18 protein-coding genes are annotated in these 15232 nt (G+C 64.2%); 8 read left to right on the top strand and 10 right to left on the bottom strand.

Annotated elements, in window-relative coordinates; genetic code table 11:
• Window positions 1-23: 23 nt before the first annotated feature.
• The 4 genes from WKF39_RS08045 (at window position 24) to WKF39_RS08030 (ending at window position 2637) form a co-directional block, all read left to right on the top strand.
• Window positions 24-1862 (top strand): phosphoenolpyruvate carboxykinase (GTP), encoded by a 1839-nt coding sequence (locus tag WKF39_RS08045; RefSeq protein WP_340387150.1) that lies wholly within the window; start codon window positions 24-26, stop codon window positions 1860-1862.
• Window positions 1863-1989: 127 nt separating this feature from the next.
• Complete coding sequence (locus WKF39_RS08040; protein WP_340387148.1) at window positions 1990-2199, top strand: ANTAR domain-containing protein; 210 nt, start codon at window positions 1990-1992, stop codon at window positions 2197-2199.
• Window positions 2200-2238: 39 nt separating this feature from the next.
• The gene (locus WKF39_RS08035; RefSeq protein ID WP_340387146.1) at window positions 2239-2448 is read left to right on the top strand and encodes a DUF6458 family protein; all 210 of its coding nucleotides are present in this window, start codon (window positions 2239-2241) and stop codon (window positions 2446-2448) included.
• Between the two features lie 27 nt (window positions 2449-2475).
• Window positions 2476-2637: a GPGG-motif small membrane protein gene (locus WKF39_RS08030; protein ID WP_340387144.1), complete on the top strand. Its 162-nt coding sequence runs from the start codon at window positions 2476-2478 to the stop codon at window positions 2635-2637.
• Window positions 2638-2796: 159 nt separating this feature from the next.
• Here the strand turns inward: WKF39_RS08030 and WKF39_RS08025 are convergent, their stop codons facing one another.
• The 4 genes from WKF39_RS08025 to WKF39_RS08010 all read right to left on the bottom strand — a co-directional run bounded on the left by WKF39_RS08025 (window position 2797) and on the right by WKF39_RS08010 (window position 5553).
• A complete protein-coding gene (locus WKF39_RS08025; protein ID WP_340387142.1) occupies window positions 2797-3555 on the bottom strand; it encodes a DUF3152 domain-containing protein in 759 nt (252 codons plus the stop codon).
• The gene (locus WKF39_RS08020; RefSeq protein ID WP_340387141.1) at window positions 3552-4391 is read right to left on the bottom strand and encodes a F510_1955 family glycosylhydrolase; all 840 of its coding nucleotides are present in this window, start codon (window positions 4389-4391) and stop codon (window positions 3552-3554) included. The genes WKF39_RS08025 and WKF39_RS08020 overlap by 4 nt, the downstream gene beginning before the upstream one ends.
• Before the next feature lie 76 nt (window positions 4392-4467).
• On the bottom strand, window positions 4468-5040 hold the full coding sequence (locus WKF39_RS08015) for a DUF305 domain-containing protein (RefSeq protein WP_340387139.1): 573 nt from the start codon (window positions 5038-5040) through the stop codon (window positions 4468-4470).
• 63 nt (window positions 5041-5103) lie between these two features.
• On the bottom strand, window positions 5104-5553 hold the full coding sequence (locus WKF39_RS08010; RefSeq protein WP_340387137.1) for a hypothetical protein: 450 nt from the start codon (window positions 5551-5553) through the stop codon (window positions 5104-5106).
• Window positions 5554-5642: 89 nt separating this feature from the next.
• On the opposite strand from WKF39_RS08010, the gene WKF39_RS08005 reads away from it, so the two are divergent.
• Window positions 5643-5798: a hypothetical protein gene (locus WKF39_RS08005; RefSeq protein WP_340387135.1), complete on the top strand. Its 156-nt coding sequence runs from the start codon at window positions 5643-5645 to the stop codon at window positions 5796-5798.
• 18 nt (window positions 5799-5816) lie between these two features.
• Here the strand turns inward: WKF39_RS08005 and WKF39_RS08000 are convergent, their stop codons facing one another.
• From WKF39_RS08000 to WKF39_RS07985, 4 genes are read right to left on the bottom strand one after another with little or no spacing between them, the layout of a single operon-like run.
• On the bottom strand, window positions 5817-8174 hold the full coding sequence (locus WKF39_RS08000; RefSeq protein WP_340387133.1) for a heavy metal translocating P-type ATPase: 2358 nt from the start codon (window positions 8172-8174) through the stop codon (window positions 5817-5819).
• Between the two features lie 25 nt (window positions 8175-8199).
• Complete coding sequence (locus WKF39_RS07995) at window positions 8200-9150, bottom strand: hypothetical protein (protein ID WP_340387131.1); 951 nt, start codon at window positions 9148-9150, stop codon at window positions 8200-8202.
• Complete coding sequence (locus WKF39_RS07990; RefSeq protein WP_340387129.1) at window positions 9147-9353, bottom strand: heavy-metal-associated domain-containing protein; 207 nt, start codon at window positions 9351-9353, stop codon at window positions 9147-9149. Before WKF39_RS07990 ends, WKF39_RS07995 begins: the two co-directional genes overlap by 4 nt.
• 43 nt (window positions 9354-9396) lie before the next feature.
• Entirely contained in the window at window positions 9397-9708 is a 312-nt protein-coding gene (locus tag WKF39_RS07985) for a metal-sensitive transcriptional regulator (protein ID WP_340387343.1), read from the bottom strand.
• Between the two features lie 154 nt (window positions 9709-9862).
• On the opposite strand from WKF39_RS07985, the gene WKF39_RS07980 reads away from it, so the two are divergent.
• From WKF39_RS07980 to WKF39_RS07970, 3 genes are all read left to right on the top strand, one after another.
• Window positions 9863-11311 (top strand): MFS transporter, encoded by a 1449-nt coding sequence (locus WKF39_RS07980; protein ID WP_340387127.1) that lies wholly within the window; start codon window positions 9863-9865, stop codon window positions 11309-11311.
• A 131-nt stretch (window positions 11312-11442) separates the two neighbouring features.
• Complete coding sequence (locus tag WKF39_RS07975; protein ID WP_340387125.1) at window positions 11443-12003, top strand: DUF4396 domain-containing protein; 561 nt, start codon at window positions 11443-11445, stop codon at window positions 12001-12003.
• A 453-nt stretch (window positions 12004-12456) separates the two neighbouring features.
• On the top strand, window positions 12457-14070 hold the full coding sequence (locus WKF39_RS07970; RefSeq protein WP_340387123.1) for an N-6 DNA methylase: 1614 nt from the start codon (window positions 12457-12459) through the stop codon (window positions 14068-14070).
• Between the two features lie 6 nt (window positions 14071-14076).
• Here WKF39_RS07970 and WKF39_RS07965 read toward each other — a convergent pair whose 3' ends face one another.
• Together WKF39_RS07965 and WKF39_RS07960 are read right to left on the bottom strand one after the other, a co-directional pair.
• Window positions 14077-14919, bottom strand: coding sequence for an IS3 family transposase (locus tag WKF39_RS07965; protein WP_340387341.1), 843 nt, complete (start codon window positions 14917-14919; stop codon window positions 14077-14079).
• Between the two features lie 29 nt (window positions 14920-14948).
• Window positions 14949-15230, bottom strand: coding sequence for a transposase (locus WKF39_RS07960; RefSeq protein ID WP_340387121.1), 282 nt, complete (start codon window positions 15228-15230; stop codon window positions 14949-14951).
• Between the last annotated feature and the right edge of the window lie 2 nt (window positions 15231-15232).

Genomic DNA, 15232 nt, shown 5'->3' with positions numbered 1-15232 from the left:
GGCGAAGAGGGCATGATCGAGCGATGGCCGACGTTGATGCAGCACTGGACGAAGCAGGAATCAAGAACCCGCAGGTACGCGAGTACGTGCACTACTGGGCCGATCTGACCGGCGCCGACCGCGTGGAGGTGGTCAGCGCCTCCGACGACGCGCGGCTCATCGCCGAGGCCGTAGAGGCCGGCGAGCTCGAGCCCGCCGGCGATGGTCTCTACTACTCGCGGAGCTACGTCAAGGACACCGCGCGCTCCGAGGAACGCACGATCGTCGCGACCAACAATCCCACCGACAAGGGTGTCTACAACAACTGGCGCCCGGCCTCGGAGATGCGTCCGATGCTCGAGGACCGCATGCGCGGCGCCTCGCAGGGCAAGACGATGTACGTCATCCCCTATCTGATGGCTCCTCCCGGCAACGCGCTCGCGCCGTGGGCCGCCGGCGTCCAGGTCACCGACACCCGCACCGTCGTGCTGCACATGATCCGCATGGCACGCGTGGGCGCGGAGCATCTCGAGGACCTCCCGGACCCCGACCAGTTCGTCCGCGCGGTCCACGTGACCGGCGACCTGGAAAACCTCGGGCAGGGCACCCCCGACGACCAGCGCTACTTCGTGACGGTCGCCGACGAGCGCACCATCTTGCACTTCGGCTCGTCTTACGGCGGAAACGCCCTGCTCGGCAAGATCGCGCACGGGTTGCGCCAGGCGGCATACGACGGCTGGGCCTCACGCAAGTTCCTGGCCGAGCAGTACATGTTGATCGGCATCAGGGACAAGGAGCTCGGCAAGACCTATCACATCTGCGGTGGCTTCCCGAGCGCGTCTGGCAAGACCAACCTCGCGATGATGTTGGCCCCCGATGTGCTCGGCGACCGCTATCACGTCTCGTTCTATGGCGACGACATCGCGTGGCTGTGGGTCGACGAGGCCAGCGGCAAGCTCTACGGAATGAACCCCGAGTACGGCGTCTTCGGCGTGGCCAAGGACACCAACGAGGGCACCAACCCGACCGCGCTCGCCTCGATCGCCGAGGGCACCGACGCGATCTTCACCAACATTGCCTACAACCCGACGACCAAGGAGGTCTGGTGGGAGGGCCGTACGCCCCAGCCGCCGGTCGATCCGTCCGGCTGGCTGGACTGGACCGGGGCTCCGGTCGCCGATCGCGAGGCAGGCGACGACAGCCCTTGGGCGCACCCCAACAGCCGCTTCACCACGACGCTGGACAACGTCCCCAACATCGCCGACGACTACAACGCTGCCACCGGCGTGCCGATCGACGCCATCATCTTCGGTGGCCGCACCCGTGATCGCGAGCCGCTCATCCGGGCCATCACGGATCTGGCCGAAGGCGTCTATGACGGTTTGACGCTTGGCGCCGAGGCCACCTCGGCAGCCGAGGGTGTCGAAGGCATGCTCCGCTACGACCCGATGTCGAACCGGCCGTTCATGGCATACGGCGAGGGCGACTATGCCGAGCACTACCTCAAGATCGTCGGGGCGGCCAAGGACCTGCCGATCTTCGCGCACGTCAATTGGTTCCAGCGGGATCCCGAGGACGGTCACTTCCTGTGGCCCGGCTACCGCGACAACCTTCGCCCGCTCCTGTGGCTCCTGCAGCTCAAGAACGGCGAGGTCTCGGGCCGCCAGACGCCGGTCGGCATCATTCCGACCGCCGATGAGCTCAATCTCGACGGCGTCGACATCACGCCGAAGGATCTCGAGACGATCCTGTCGATCGACAACGAGCGCTGGCGCCAAGAGATGGGCTTCCGCGAGGAGCACCTCCGGCAGTTCGACAACCTGCCCGAAGAGATCTGGGTCGCGCACCGGCGGGTTGCCGCAGCCCTCGATGCCGAGGCCTGAGCCGCACGCCGGCCAGTCCGGGTGAATAGTCTGCGGGCGGCGGGGTACTCCCCATCCGCCTGTCGATGACCTGTCGCCCGGTGATGGACTCGGGACCATCAAGATTCGAAGCCTTGAGGGGTCCGGGATGCACCAAACGAGCGTCGAGGTCATCATCAGGGCTCAACGCATGCTGATGCACGAGCATGACGTGAGTTCTGAGACAGCCCTCGGGCTGCTCGTGTGGGCGGCTACCGATCGCGGAGTCACCGTGCTCGAGGTCGCCGACAACATCTGCGGAACCGCATCACACGAACACCCCAACCTGGGCGAGGTGGGTTCCTACGCCACCGCGTAGGAACCGTCGCCCCAGGCCAGCCCGTCGAAAGGAAACGCCATGTATCTCGGTGGATCTATCGCACTCATTGCCCTCGGCGCCATCTTGGCGTTCGCCGTCCAGGACGCCATTTCCGGTGTCGACCTCGTAGCAGTCGGCTACATCTGCATGGCCGCTGGCGCATTGGGCATCGTCCTGAGCCTTGTGCTCAACAGCCAGCGCGAACGCAGCGTCCGCGACGTACGTCGCGACGACCTGCCGCCCCGCTGACCTCACTCCAACCGATAAGGAACCACTATGGGAATCCTCCTCTGGCTCGTCGCCGTCGCTCTTGTGATCTACGGCATCATCACGCTCATCAACGGAAGCGTGCTCCTCGGCATCGTGCTGATCGTCGTCGGCCTCGCCGTCGGCCCTGGTGGTTGGAGCATCTTCAACCGGCGCGGAAGCCGCGCCTGAGTCGCGCCCCTCACACCGCGGAAGCACAGGTCAGGATGTTCTGACCTGTGCTTTTGTGTTTTCACGGGGAGGCCCGTTGCGACTGGGCTTCCAGGGCTGCCCCCACAGAGACGTTTTGACCTTCAGCTCGCGCTCGGTGGACGCGGACGGACATCGACTTCATGGCCAAGGATTCTTGGTACAGCCGTTGAGTCCAAGGGTTTGTTGGTGCATGACCGGCGCCAGGCTGCCTGGGCCTGGGCAGGGCTCGTGAATGCGGCCGAGGCTGTGCCCGACTTCGTGGTTGATGACGTAGGTGCGGTATCCGTCGAGATCTTTGCGGTAGGACTCGGCGCCTTTCGCCCAACGCACGGCGTTGATGACCACGATGTTGCCGTTGCGGCAGGACACTTGTCCTCGGGTCAGCAAGGGCGCGCAGAGTCGGTCGACGGTGCTGGGGCTGGCAAGCACGATGCGCTGAGTTGCGCGCGTTCTGCGGTTGAACGAGTAGCCATTACGGATCCAGCCGCGCCGATCAGTGAGAGTCCGGTCAACTCGTGCAGCGAACTTTCGAGCGTCAAAGGGGAGTCCGTTCTCGACTTCAACCTGATAGGTGATGACCTGCCCGACTGCTTCTTGGGTGGAAGTCCCGGTTGCGACAGTGAAAGTTCCCTCACCCGACGTGGGAACCGTCACCGAAGCAGGTTCTGATGCTGGCTTGTGCGCAGCGGTAGTGGGTGCCGGCGTGACGGTAGGCAATGCTGCGGTGGACAGCGCGGCCGGTCCAGAATCGGTCACTTGGGTGGCCCGGTTCTGGTTGGCGGCTGCGACTGTTGCTCCTCCAGCGCCAACGAGGATGATCAGCACGGTTGCGAAGGTGGCCTTGCTGGTCCGGTTCAGTGACCTTTTGCGACGCCGTTTTCCTGCTACGTGCTTCATGGGGACGCCTGGTACACCGGTGTCCAGGTGGCACCGTCGTCAACAGACTTGTAGATGCCGGTGCTGGTGGCCGCGTGCCACAGTCCGGGGTTGGCATCGACGGCTTGGGACTCGCCGGACAGATCGGCCTGCTTGGTCCACGTGCTGCCGTTGTTGCGACTGACGTACACCTGACCGGTTGGCCCCAGACCTGCGACCACGTGGGTGTCGGCATAGTCGACGGCCCCGATGGGAGGCGCATCGGGCACCCGGGAAGACGCTCGGCCGGGCTTGATGACTTCCAGCTGTCCTTGCACGGAGGAGGCGAGTACGCGGTCGGAGTCGCTGGGGTCCACAGCGATGTCGATCAGCGGTCGATCGGTGACCTTCGACCAAGCGACCTTGTCCTCAGACCGGACCAGACCTAGGTCAGCGGCGTAGGCATAGGTCCACGGTCCGCCCGTTTCAATGGCATGGAAGTCGGCTTCCCCTTCGAACGCGACTGGCTTCCAGGAGCGCGCCCGGTCGGTGCTGGCGATCAGTCCCAGGTTGGCGGGACCTGTCGTGGTCGCGGGGTGTCCACTGGCGAGGAACGCGTTGGGGCCTGAAACGGTGAACCCCATGGTGTCCTGTCGAGGACCGACCTGCTCAATGCTTTCCCCGAGGGTGAAAACCCCGAGGTGTGTGGCCACGTACAAGGTGCCGTCGGCGGGGTTCACACCCAATCCGTGCACGTGGGTGATGGTGGGGTCGGCAGCCGTGTCGCTGTCCGATGTTCCGCCGCAGGCGCTCAGCAGCAAGAGCGCTGCGGCAGCGATGGGTGTGCGCCTTATGGGGGACCGCAAGGTCGGGGGCATGGAAGTTCCTTAGAAATGGGGGCGAAGAAGGACACCCGGCCGCTGGGGAAGAGTGCTGGCGACCGGGTGCCCGGTCTCAAGACTGGAGCAGGCTCTCCATGGTCGAGATCTCTGCGGCCTGATCCTTCTGGATCTCCTTCGCCAGCGCGACAGCCTTGGCGTACTTGCCGTCGGCCTCCTCGGTCTTGGCCATCTCGATTGCGCCCTCGTGATGCGCCGTCATCATGGTCAGGAACTGACGGTCGAACTCGGAGCCGGACGCATCTTCGAGCGCGGCCATCTCGTCGTCGCTCATCATGCCGGGCATGTCCGAGGATGAGGACGATCCGTGATCCATGCCTTCCATCCCGTCCCCGTCCGACGGCACCTTCTTGTCCCAGGACTTCAACCAGCCGGACATCATGTCGATCTCAGGTCCTTGGGCTGCGGTGATCTGCTCTGCCAGCGTGAGCACGTCTGCGTTCTCTGTGCGCTCTGCCGCGAGTCCAGCCATCTCGGTGGCCTGACGGTGGTGCGGGATCATGTCCTGCGCGAACGTCACATCGGCATCGTTGAATGAAGCCGAAGCATCATCAGACCCTGAGCATGCCGTCAGGACGGTCAGGGTGGTGGCGGCGACGAGAGTCGCCAGAACGGTTTTGATACGCATGATTCTCCTTGAGATGTGTCGCATGACTGATCGGCGGCTGGCCGGTGTGAACCGGCACCGCTGTCAGCACCTCAGGACGGAACTGCGTTGTAACGGACTTCGACAGTTGAACGGGGGGATGGGGGCGAATGCTCGCACCGCTGTCGGCGGGGGGAGCTGCCACAACACCCGGTCGCGAGAGACTTGGCGGACGACAAGAAGGGCGCTGACGGTGACGACCATCGCCAGGCAAAGCGCCATCAGTCCACCGCAGTCGGACATCGCCCCGCCGGTGTCGGGCAGTTCAGCTGCGTGCACGACGCTAGCGACGACGACCGCGCTCATGTGGGCGGTCTCCTCAGCGGCGTCACCGATCTGCGACATGCTCATGCTGTCATGGTGGCTCTGGGTCTGACCGTCGGCGCCAACCAGCACGTTGTGCATGGCGAACACGCCGAGGATGATCAGCCAGTTCAGAACCGCTCGCAGCCCACGAGGCAACGCCTCAGCTGGGACCAGGCAGCGGGTGGACACGGTAAACATCCTATCGGGGCACCCCACCTGTGGCTTGACCTGAAGTTTCGTACCGATTCTCGTACCCTGAGATACCTCAGGAGGTTCCCGTGATCTACGTTCTTGCTGCTTTTGCATTGATCGTGCTCGTCCTGACCGTCGTCCTCGCTGTCACCGGTCGGATCAAGCCCACGAACTGCTGCTCGGTTGCTGACCCGTCAAAGGACCTGCGAATGCGTGCAGCGTTCGAGGACCAGACCGACTGAGCCGGCCGCCGGCTCGGCTCAGCGGGTCGACGCAGCCGTCGTGGACTGAGCCGTCGTGGACTGGGCCGTCTTGGATTGGGCAGTCGTGAATGCGGAGTTTGCCCTGAATCCGCGCAACCGCAGACTGTTGGACACCACGAACACGCTCGAGAATGCCATCGCGGCTCCGGCGAGCATCGGATTCAGCAGACCTGCGGCCGCGAGCGGCAGTGCGGCCACGTTGTAGGCAAACGCCCAGAACAGGTTGCCCTTGATCGTCGCCAGGGTGCGGCGCGAGAGCCTGATGGCATCGACTGCCACCCGCAGGTCGCCGCGCACGAGGGTGATGTCGCTGGCTTCGATCGCCACGTCGGTCCCGGTGCCCATGGCAAGGCCAAGGTCAGCCTGTGCCAGGGCCGCCGCGTCATTGACTCCGTCGCCGACCATCGCCACAACTCTGCCCTCACCCTGCAAGCGTTTGACGACGTCCACCTTGTCCGCCGGCATGACATCAGCGATGACATCTGCCATGTCGATGCCGACCTCGGCGGCCACGGTCCGTGCGACCTTGGCGTTGTCGCCCGTCAGGAGAATCGGTTGAAGGCCAAGTTCGCGCAGCTCGGCGATTGCGGTCGCCGAAGTTGGCTTGATCGCATCAGCCACGACCACGATCCCGCGCGCTTCGCCGTCCCACCCGACCGCGACCGCCGTGCCGCCGGTCGCTCGGGCATCCTCGAGCGCGGTCAACAAGTCGTCGCTCAAGTGCTGGGACCAGTCTGCGAGCAGCTCCGGCCGTCCCACCAGGACCGCGTGGCTCGTTCCGCTTTCGACAAGTAGGCCCTGCACACCGAGTCCTTCGACGTTCGCGAAGTCCTCGACCGCCGGCAGCGTGCCGTGCTCGGCTCGGGCCCCGTCGGCGATCGCGCGTGCGATGGGGTGCTCGGACGCGTCCTCCAGGGCGCCGGCGTAGCGCAGAACCTCGGCGGGGTCCTCGCCCTCTGCGGCGATGACGTCGCGAAGCGTCATTCGCCCGGTGGTGACCGTGCCGGTCTTGTCGAGCACGACCGTGTCAACCGATCGAGTGGATTCGAGCACTTCAGGGCCCTTGATCAGGATGCCCAGCTGTGCGCCACGACCCGTTCCGACCATCAGGGCGGTCGGGGTGGCCAGGCCCAGAGCGCAGGGGCAGGCGATGATCAGGACCGCAACGGCGGCGGTGAAAGCTGCCGCGAGCCCGTTGCCGGTGCCGAGCCAGAACCCGAGGGTGCCTGCGGCGAGCAGTATGACGATCGGAACGAAGATGCCCGAGATCCGGTCGGCCAGACGCTGAGCCTGCGCCTTGCCGTTCTGTGCGTCTTCGACGAGCCTGGCCATCTGGGCCAGTTGGGTGTCGGCGCCGACTCGGATCGCCCGGACGACCAGGCGGCCGCCCGAGTTGACTGTCGCCCCCGCGACCAGGTCCCCGGCACCAACCTCGACGGGTACTGATTCGCCGGTGAGCATCGAGGCATCAATGGCCGAAGTGCCACGTTCGATCATGCCGTCGGTGGCAATCTTTTCACCTGGCCGTACGACGAAGAGGTCATCCACCGCGAGCTGGTCGACGGGCATTTTGGTCTCGGTGCCGTCAGGCCCGAGGACCGCGACCTCCTTCGCGCCGAGCTCGAGCAGCGCGCGCAGTGCGGCGCCGGCGCGGCGCTTGGATCGTTGCTCGAAATAGCGCCCCGCGAGGATGAATGTCGTCACTCCAGCCGCAGCCTCGAGGTAGATGTTTCCGCTGCCGTCGCCGCGTTGGATCGTGAGCTCAAACGGATGGGTCATCCCGGGCGTGCCGGCCGTACCCCAAAACAGTGCATAGAGAGACCAGCCGAGCGCGGCGAGCGTGCCCAAAGAGATGAGCGTGTCCATCGTGGATGTGCCGTGCCGCAGGTTGGTCCACGCCGCCTTGTGGAAGGGCAAAGCACCCCAGACCACTACGGGTGCGGCGAGGGTCAACGAGAGCCACTGCCAGTTGGTGAACTGCAGCGCGGGGGCCATCGCCATGGCGATCACGGGCATGGTCAGCAGCGCAGAGACGAGCAACCGCTGTCGTATCGGATCGATCGGATCGGCTTCGCTGATCTCACCAGGCGTACCTGGGTCAGCGCCGGTTCTCGGGGCTCGTGGAAGGGAGGCACCGTATCCGGCCTGCTCCACCGCCGAGATCAGCGTCTCTGGCGACAGGTTGGCGTCGAAGGTGACCTTTGCCTTCTCCGTGGCGTAGTTGACTGTGGCCGTGACACCTTCGAGCTTGTTGAGCTTGCGTTCGATGCGGTTGGCGCAAGAGGCGCAGGTCATTCCCGTGATGGCCAGGTCGAGCGAGTTGACCGCGGCGTCTGCTGAACTTTGCGTACTCATGGTCTTCTCCTGAATGGGGTCGCGGTCAGTGACCGGAGTGGCCACTGTCATCGGCGGGTGTCTGGGTGTCGGACGGACTGCTGCTCGCGTCGACGGTGACAGTGAACGCCGCGGTGCGGACCTCGCCGTCGTGCTTGAAGTCCAGATACAGGTGGTAGGTCCCGGGGCTGGGGACGGCGGTGTGGAAGACGACGTCGGGGCCAGGTCGCGTCGTGCCGTCTCCGGGAGTCCCGTCGGGGTGAACGTGCAGGTAGGCGAGGTCCCCGTCGCGGAGTGCGACCAGGTGGCCGTATGAACCGAGGTAGGGCTGCAGATCCTCGACCGGCTTGCCCTCCTTGGTCACGCTCAGGGTGAGCTTTGCGTCCCTTCCTGCGGTCAAAGCGCCGTCCAGCGCAACCTCGAAACCCCCGACAGTCGCGGTGCGGTTGTCCTCGGCAGGGGCGGCGGGCTGATACTGGCCGTCGACGGCCAGATCGGTGCCGAGGGTGAGCGCATCTGCACCGGCAGCCTTGAAGTCTGCGTAGATCCGCCAGGCGCCTGGGGTGAGGTCCACGTCGGTTGACCAGACGCCGGTACCCGTGTCGAGGACTGGGTGGACATGTTGAAAGCCGGTGAAGTCACGCCGCACGGCGATGAGGTGCAGGTCCTTCTCGTGCTCGACGTCATAAGCGATGACCGGGGCGCCGTCGCGGTCGGTGATGATGAATTTGACCGGTCGGTCCTGCCCGGACCGGGAGCGAGGTTCGGTCAGATCGAGGGTGTACCCGTTCTGGGAGACCATGAGTCCTCCTGGCACGTCTTGTGCTCTGGATGAGGCCGGTTCAGCGTCTTGGCCCGATCCGGTGCCGTGCGAGGTGTCGTGCTCGCCGGCGACAGCTTCGTCGACTGGGCCGAGAGTTCGTCCGACCATCAGCGCGAGGCCAAAGATCGCGGCAGCAGCCGCAGCGAAGCCGGCGAGCTTGAGTGAGGTGCTCATGCGAACTGGTAGCCGGCTTCCTCGACCGCGGCTTTGACAGCGGCGTCGTCGAGGGGCTCGATGCTGGTGACGTTCACGGCGCCAGTCGGCAGATCGATCGCGACGTCTTGCACGCCGGGGATCTCCTGGATCTCCTCGGTGACCGAAGCGACGCAGTGGCTGCAGGTCATTCCGATGACAGTGAAAGTTTGTGTCTGGCTCATAACTGATTCCTTTTCAAATATGTGTTGCATGAAAACGTGACGATCAGGACCGGACGAGACGCGCGATGGCGTCGGAGGCTTCCCGTAGCTTGATCTGTGCCTCATCGCCGCCGGCAGCGACGGCGTTGACGACGCAATGCGCCATGTGTTCGTCCAGCAGTCCGAGGGCAACGGCCTCGAGCGCCTTCGTCATCGCGGAGATCTGGGTGAGGATGTCGATGCAGTACTTCTCCTCCTCGACCATCCGCTGCAGCCCTCGCGATTGCCCCTCAATGCGGCGCAACCGCTTGAGGTAGTCGGCCTTCGTGTTGTTGGCGATGTAGCTGTGCTCGTGCCCTGCATCAGCGTCCGGCATCTCGCGGCCCTTCTGGATAAGCGTCGTGGTCATCTTCAGGGTACCCCCCCCGGTATTTGATGATAGCGTCTCGCTACAGGAATACTTTACCCCCCTAGGGTATTAAGCACAAGTACAAGATCTCGGAAGCCCGATACACATTCAAGGAGTAGAGATGTCAACAACAACAACGAGTCCGGCCGCAGACCGCCGCTGGCTCGGGCTCGCGGTAATCGCCGCAGCGCAGTTCATGGTCATCATGGACACCTCGATCATCGGGGTGGCCCTCCCACCCATGCAGGCCGACCTCGGATTCACCCAGGAGAACCTGTCATGGGTGTTCAACGCCTACGTCGTTGCCCTCGGTGGACTTCTTCTGCTCGGCGGAAAGCTTTCTGACGTGCTCGGCGCGCGCCCGATGTTCTCCGCGGGCTGGCTCGTCTTGCTGGTCGGATCCCTGGTGGCGGGGCTGGCGGGCAATGTGACGATTGAGCTGGTGGGCCGCGCCGTTCAAGGCGCTGGGGCGGCGCTGATCGCTCCCTCGGCATTGACCCTTCTGTTCATGATCTTCGGAGCCAATCCGAAGGAGCTGCCGAAGGCCCTGGCACTTTATGGTGCCGCTGCCCCAGCCGGGGGCACGGCAGGGGTGTTCCTTGGGGGCGTGATCACCGAGTACCTGTCTTGGCCGTGGGTGTTCTACATCAACATCCCGATCGCCATCGTCGTTCTCACGCTTGTCCCACGCGTCATGCCTGCCGGTACAAGCAGCACGAGTCGACGCGTCGACGTGCTCGGAGCTGCAACCGTCACCGCAGGCCTTGGCGCTGCGGTGTACGGAGTAGTGCAGGCGCCAGAGGTCGGCTGGGATACGCGCCAGACCTGGGGCACGCTGGCGATCGCTGCTGTTCTGCTGACCGGATTCGTTGTCGTGCAGGCCAAGCGCAGCGAGCCGCTGCTGCGGCTCGGCATCTTCCGGGCGCCGAACCTTGCTGCGGCGAACCTCGCCCAGCTACTCCTCGGCGCGGCATGGATCCCGATGTGGTTCTTCTTGAACCTCTACCTGCAGCAGGTTCTGGGCTACACCGCGTTCCCCAGCGGCGCGGCCCTGCTGCCGATGACGCTTCTGATCATGATCGGCATGATCGTGCTCGCCCCGCGAGTGCTCGCATCGATCGGTCCGAAGGCGTCGACCGTGGCGGGCATGACGCTGCTGACAGCAGGCCTGGCTTGGCTGGCCTTCATCGATCCCGATGGGTCTTACACGGTCGATGTCCTGCCGGCCTCACTCGTGGCTGCGCTGGGCATGTCGCTGGCGTTCATCCCGACGTTGGGCACCGCGATCTCGGCGGCGCGCCCCGAAGAGGGCGGCCTCGCATCGGGCATCGTCAACACCAGCTACCAGATTGGTTCCGCCCTGGGGCTGGCGATCATGACCGCGGTCGCCGCCGCCAACCGTGCGGACCAGCTCGGTGACAAGGGCGCCCTCACCGACGGCTTCTCGGCCGCTTTCATCGGCGCCGCCATCGTCGCCGGCGCAGGCGCCCTTGCGGCCGCAGCCCTCCTCCGTCGCCCCACCGGCACCCCGGAAGGAGTCGACTCGGACGCCGCCTACCAAGTCCCCTGACCGCACCACACCCTCGACAGCGTCGCCACAAGACACAGTGGCGACGCTGTCGCTCCCTTTCCGTTCCCTGCCTTGTCTGTTGGACAGTCACCGTATACGGTGGGGGGGTATCCAACGAGAGGAAGAACCAGATGAACTCGCGCAACTCCATGGCCGCAAGCGCAACCTTGCACTGCCTCACCGGCTGCGCCATTGGTGAGATCGCAGGCCTGATGATCGGCACCGCCGTCGGTCTCAGCACAGGTGCCACCTTGGTCCTGGCGGTCGGACTCGCGTTCTTGTTCGGCTACGCCCTTTCCACGCTTCCGCTGATCAAGGCGGGCCTCGGTTTTGGCGCCGCACTCAGCGTTGTCTTCGTCGCCGACACACTCTCGATCGCCGTGATGGAGCTGGTCGACAATGTCGTCATGGCGCTCATCCCGGGCGCGATGGACGACGGCCTGGTCAATCCCATCTTCTGGCTGGGCATGATGATCGCCCTCACCGCAGCGTTCGTCGCAGCTTTCCCGGTCAACCGGTACCTCATCGACAAGGGCAAGGGTCATGCCCTGACCCATCAGTATCACCACGGCGCGGACCACCAAGCCCACCAAGTTTCAAAAGACCGCCCGGACTCAGATGGTGGTCACCACCATCGTGAAACCTCGGACCCTTCGGCCTCCTCCGAGGCCGATCACACCAACCACCGCTAAACCAACGGAGGGCACCATGAACACCAGTACGCTCGCAGCAGCTGTCATCGGCTTCCTCTTGGGCGGCCTCACCGTTTCCGTAGCCGCTGAAATTGACGACGACACACCGCCAACTCACGGGTCCAGCAATCACCAGACCACCCAGCGCTGAGATGCAGACTGCGCCCGAGTCGGGTGTGGCACGTGGACCTGGTCGCAGTTGAGGAATGACCCCAACAGAGGGACTGTTGGGGTCATTCGTCATTCTGTGGGGCGTTTGCGAAAGTGTCTGAACTGCGACGATGCGGGCAATTCGAGCGGCCGATCCCACGACTGTTGGCCGAAAATCCCATAGGCCTTTTGTCACCCAGTTTCCCCGCATCACGGATGCGAAAACTCATCCGTCAGTAGCGCCGTGCCACCTACGAGGCCGATAAGCACTGCAAGACCTCTTCGTGATGATTGGATTGGCTCATGCCTGACACCGCACCCCAGTGGCTGAGCGATCTGGTGTCGGAGTTTGGGGCACGAGCCAAGACGCTCCTTGCGGGTCCTGGTGAGCGTGAAGCGACGATTCGTCCTCCGCTTGACCACATGGTTACGAAGATCGGTGAACACTTCGGGCTGACAGTGGTCATGCACTCTGAGGTGCCGGACACCGAACGGCACGTCCGCCCCGACTACGGTGTCCAGGTCAACGGCGCGATCACCGGATACGTCGAGGTCAAAGCACCCCGTGTGTCGGTCGACCCTGACAGTTTCCGTGGACGGAACCTTGAGCAGTGGGAACGCCTCAGCGACCTTCCGAACCTGATCTACACAAACGGCACACAGTGGCGGCTGTTCCGTGACGCTGAACCCGTGGGCGACCCAGTGATCCTGTCCGGTGGGCCGTTGGAGAGTGCGGGAGCGTCCCTCACCGTGGGACCGGACTTCGAGCCGTTGCTGCGGCAGTTTTTTGATTGGGAACCGGCACCGATCAGGACCGTGCCGAAACTAGTGACGGCCGTTGCGCCGCTCACCAGGCTCCTGCGTGGCGACGTGGTGGAACGGCTCGAAGCCGAACGGAAGGCCGTTGCGGGTGGCGCTCGCGTCGAGGACCAACAGTTCTCAGGGTTGGCGAACGACTGGCGTCGTCTGCTGTTCCCCGAAGCGACCGACGAAAAGTTCGCTGATGGTTACGCCCAGACCGTGACGTTCGCGTTGCTCCTCGCGACCAGCGATGGTGTGAGCCTCGCCGACACCAACCTTCACGGTGTCGGTGACGCCATGAAGGCACGCCACTCACTGATGGGTCGCGCACTGCAACTGCTGACCGATGAGATGGCCGAAGACTTCCGCATCTCACTGGAACTGCTGACCAGAGTTGTCGGGGCAATCGACTGGGACCGCATCCGTTCGTCCCCGCGTGACACCTACCTGTACCTGTACGAACAGTTCCTTGAGGCGTACGACCCGAAACTGCGTCAACAGTCCGGTTCGTACTACACGCCGCTGCCAGTGGTGGAGCAGATGGTGCGGCTCACCGGCGACGTGTTGGCGCAGGTACTCGGCCGGGTCTCCGGGTTCTCCGACCCGAACGTCACGGTGGTCGACCCGGCAATGGGAACAGGGACATATTTACACGCGATCATCGAGCAGGCATCTGAGCAGGTCCGCCTCAACGACGGCCAAGGTGCTGTCGCTGGACGGGTCACCGACCTCGCGAAACGTCTCATCGGGTTCGAGTTGCAGACCGGCCCGTACGCGGTGGCTGAACTTCGGACCAGTGACATGCTTCGCCGGATCGGTGCGACCCCGCCGCCGGGTGGCATGCGCACATACGTCACGAACACCCTGGACGACCCACACACCGATGTCGACCAACTCAGTTATCAGTACCGGGCGATTTCGGATTCACGACGACTCGCGAACGAGGTCAAGGCCAACACTCCGGTCACCGTGGTCATCGGCAACCCGCCCTACCGGGAAAGGGCGTGTTCGGCCCCGAAGTTCTGGTCCAGTGCCTGTGAGAGTTGTTGGTTGATTCGATCCGGTTGGGGCACCGCGATCGGGTGGTCGCGACTGGTCCAGGCGCAGCGTTGGTAGCCACTCTCATTTGCTACCACCACCCTGGTCGTACGGTGTCGCTTCCTTGAGCATTCTTGCGTATGCCGCTGGGGTCTGTCCGCGCAAGCTGCGATGGGAGCGCAGCGTGTTGTACTTCTCCAGCCACGCGTCGATGACGAACTGGACCTCCAGGATCGAGTGATAGACCTCGTGCCCAAACAGTTCGCGTTCCATCGTGCCGTTGAACCGTTCGTTGATGCCGTTCTGCCACGGGCTGGCCTTCGCGATGAAGACACCACGTACTTGCTGCTCACCGAGCCAGTCCAGCAGGCTGTCGGCGATGAACTCCCGGCCGTTGTCGGCACGGATCAGAGTCGGTTTCCCATGGATCTCGAACAGCTTTTCCATGTGGTCGCGCACACCTTTGGCGCCGATGCCGCGGGCCGCGCGCGAGCCGACCCCGACCCGGGTGAACTCATCGATCACATTCAGCACCCGAACCGGGCGCCCGTCACTGGTCCGACGCTTGATGAAGTCATAGGACCAGATGTGGTTCCGGTACCGCGCCGGCAACCGCCGGGTGCTGTTCGAATCATCACCACGCGCCTTCTGACCTGAGGCTTTACTCTTCTGCGGGGGCACTTGCAGCCCTTCGCGACGCCACAAACGTTCGATCCGTTTCTTGTTGACCGGCCAGCCCTCCGCGACCAGCAGCCCGTGGATCATCCGGTAGCCCCACTTCGGATGCTCAAGGCTCAGCGCGTACATCCGCTCGACCAGCTTCGCCTCCAGATCCGTGGGCCTGGACTCGTATCGATTCGACGATCGGTGCTGCCCGACCAGCCGACAGGCACGGCGCTCGCTGACCTTGTGCTTCCTGGTCAGCATCGCCACCGCATCCCGTCGCCGGGCCGGGCTCAGAAGTTTCCCTTCGCAACGTCCTTGAGCATCGAGATGTCCAACGCCTGCTCAGCCACGATGCGTTTCAGCCGGGAATTCTCCTGCTCCAGCGTCTTCAACCGGATCGCCTCGTCCTCCTTCAACGCCCCATACTTGGTGCGCCACCGGTAGAACGTCTGCTCACTGACCCCGAGCTTCTTACACACCTGCGGGATCGTCGCACCGTGGGCTTGCATCTTCTCCGCATCCCGCAACCTCGCCACGATCTGCTCCGCACTCAACCTCTTCGCGGCAGCCATCG

Origin of the sequence: Aeromicrobium sp. (genome assembly GCF_037719875.1) — a bacterium.
Classification (GTDB): domain Bacteria; phylum Actinomycetota; class Actinomycetes; order Propionibacteriales; family Nocardioidaceae; genus Aeromicrobium.
The sequence above is the reverse complement of the archived record's forward strand: the minus strand, read 5'-3'. Positions and strand labels throughout refer to the sequence as shown.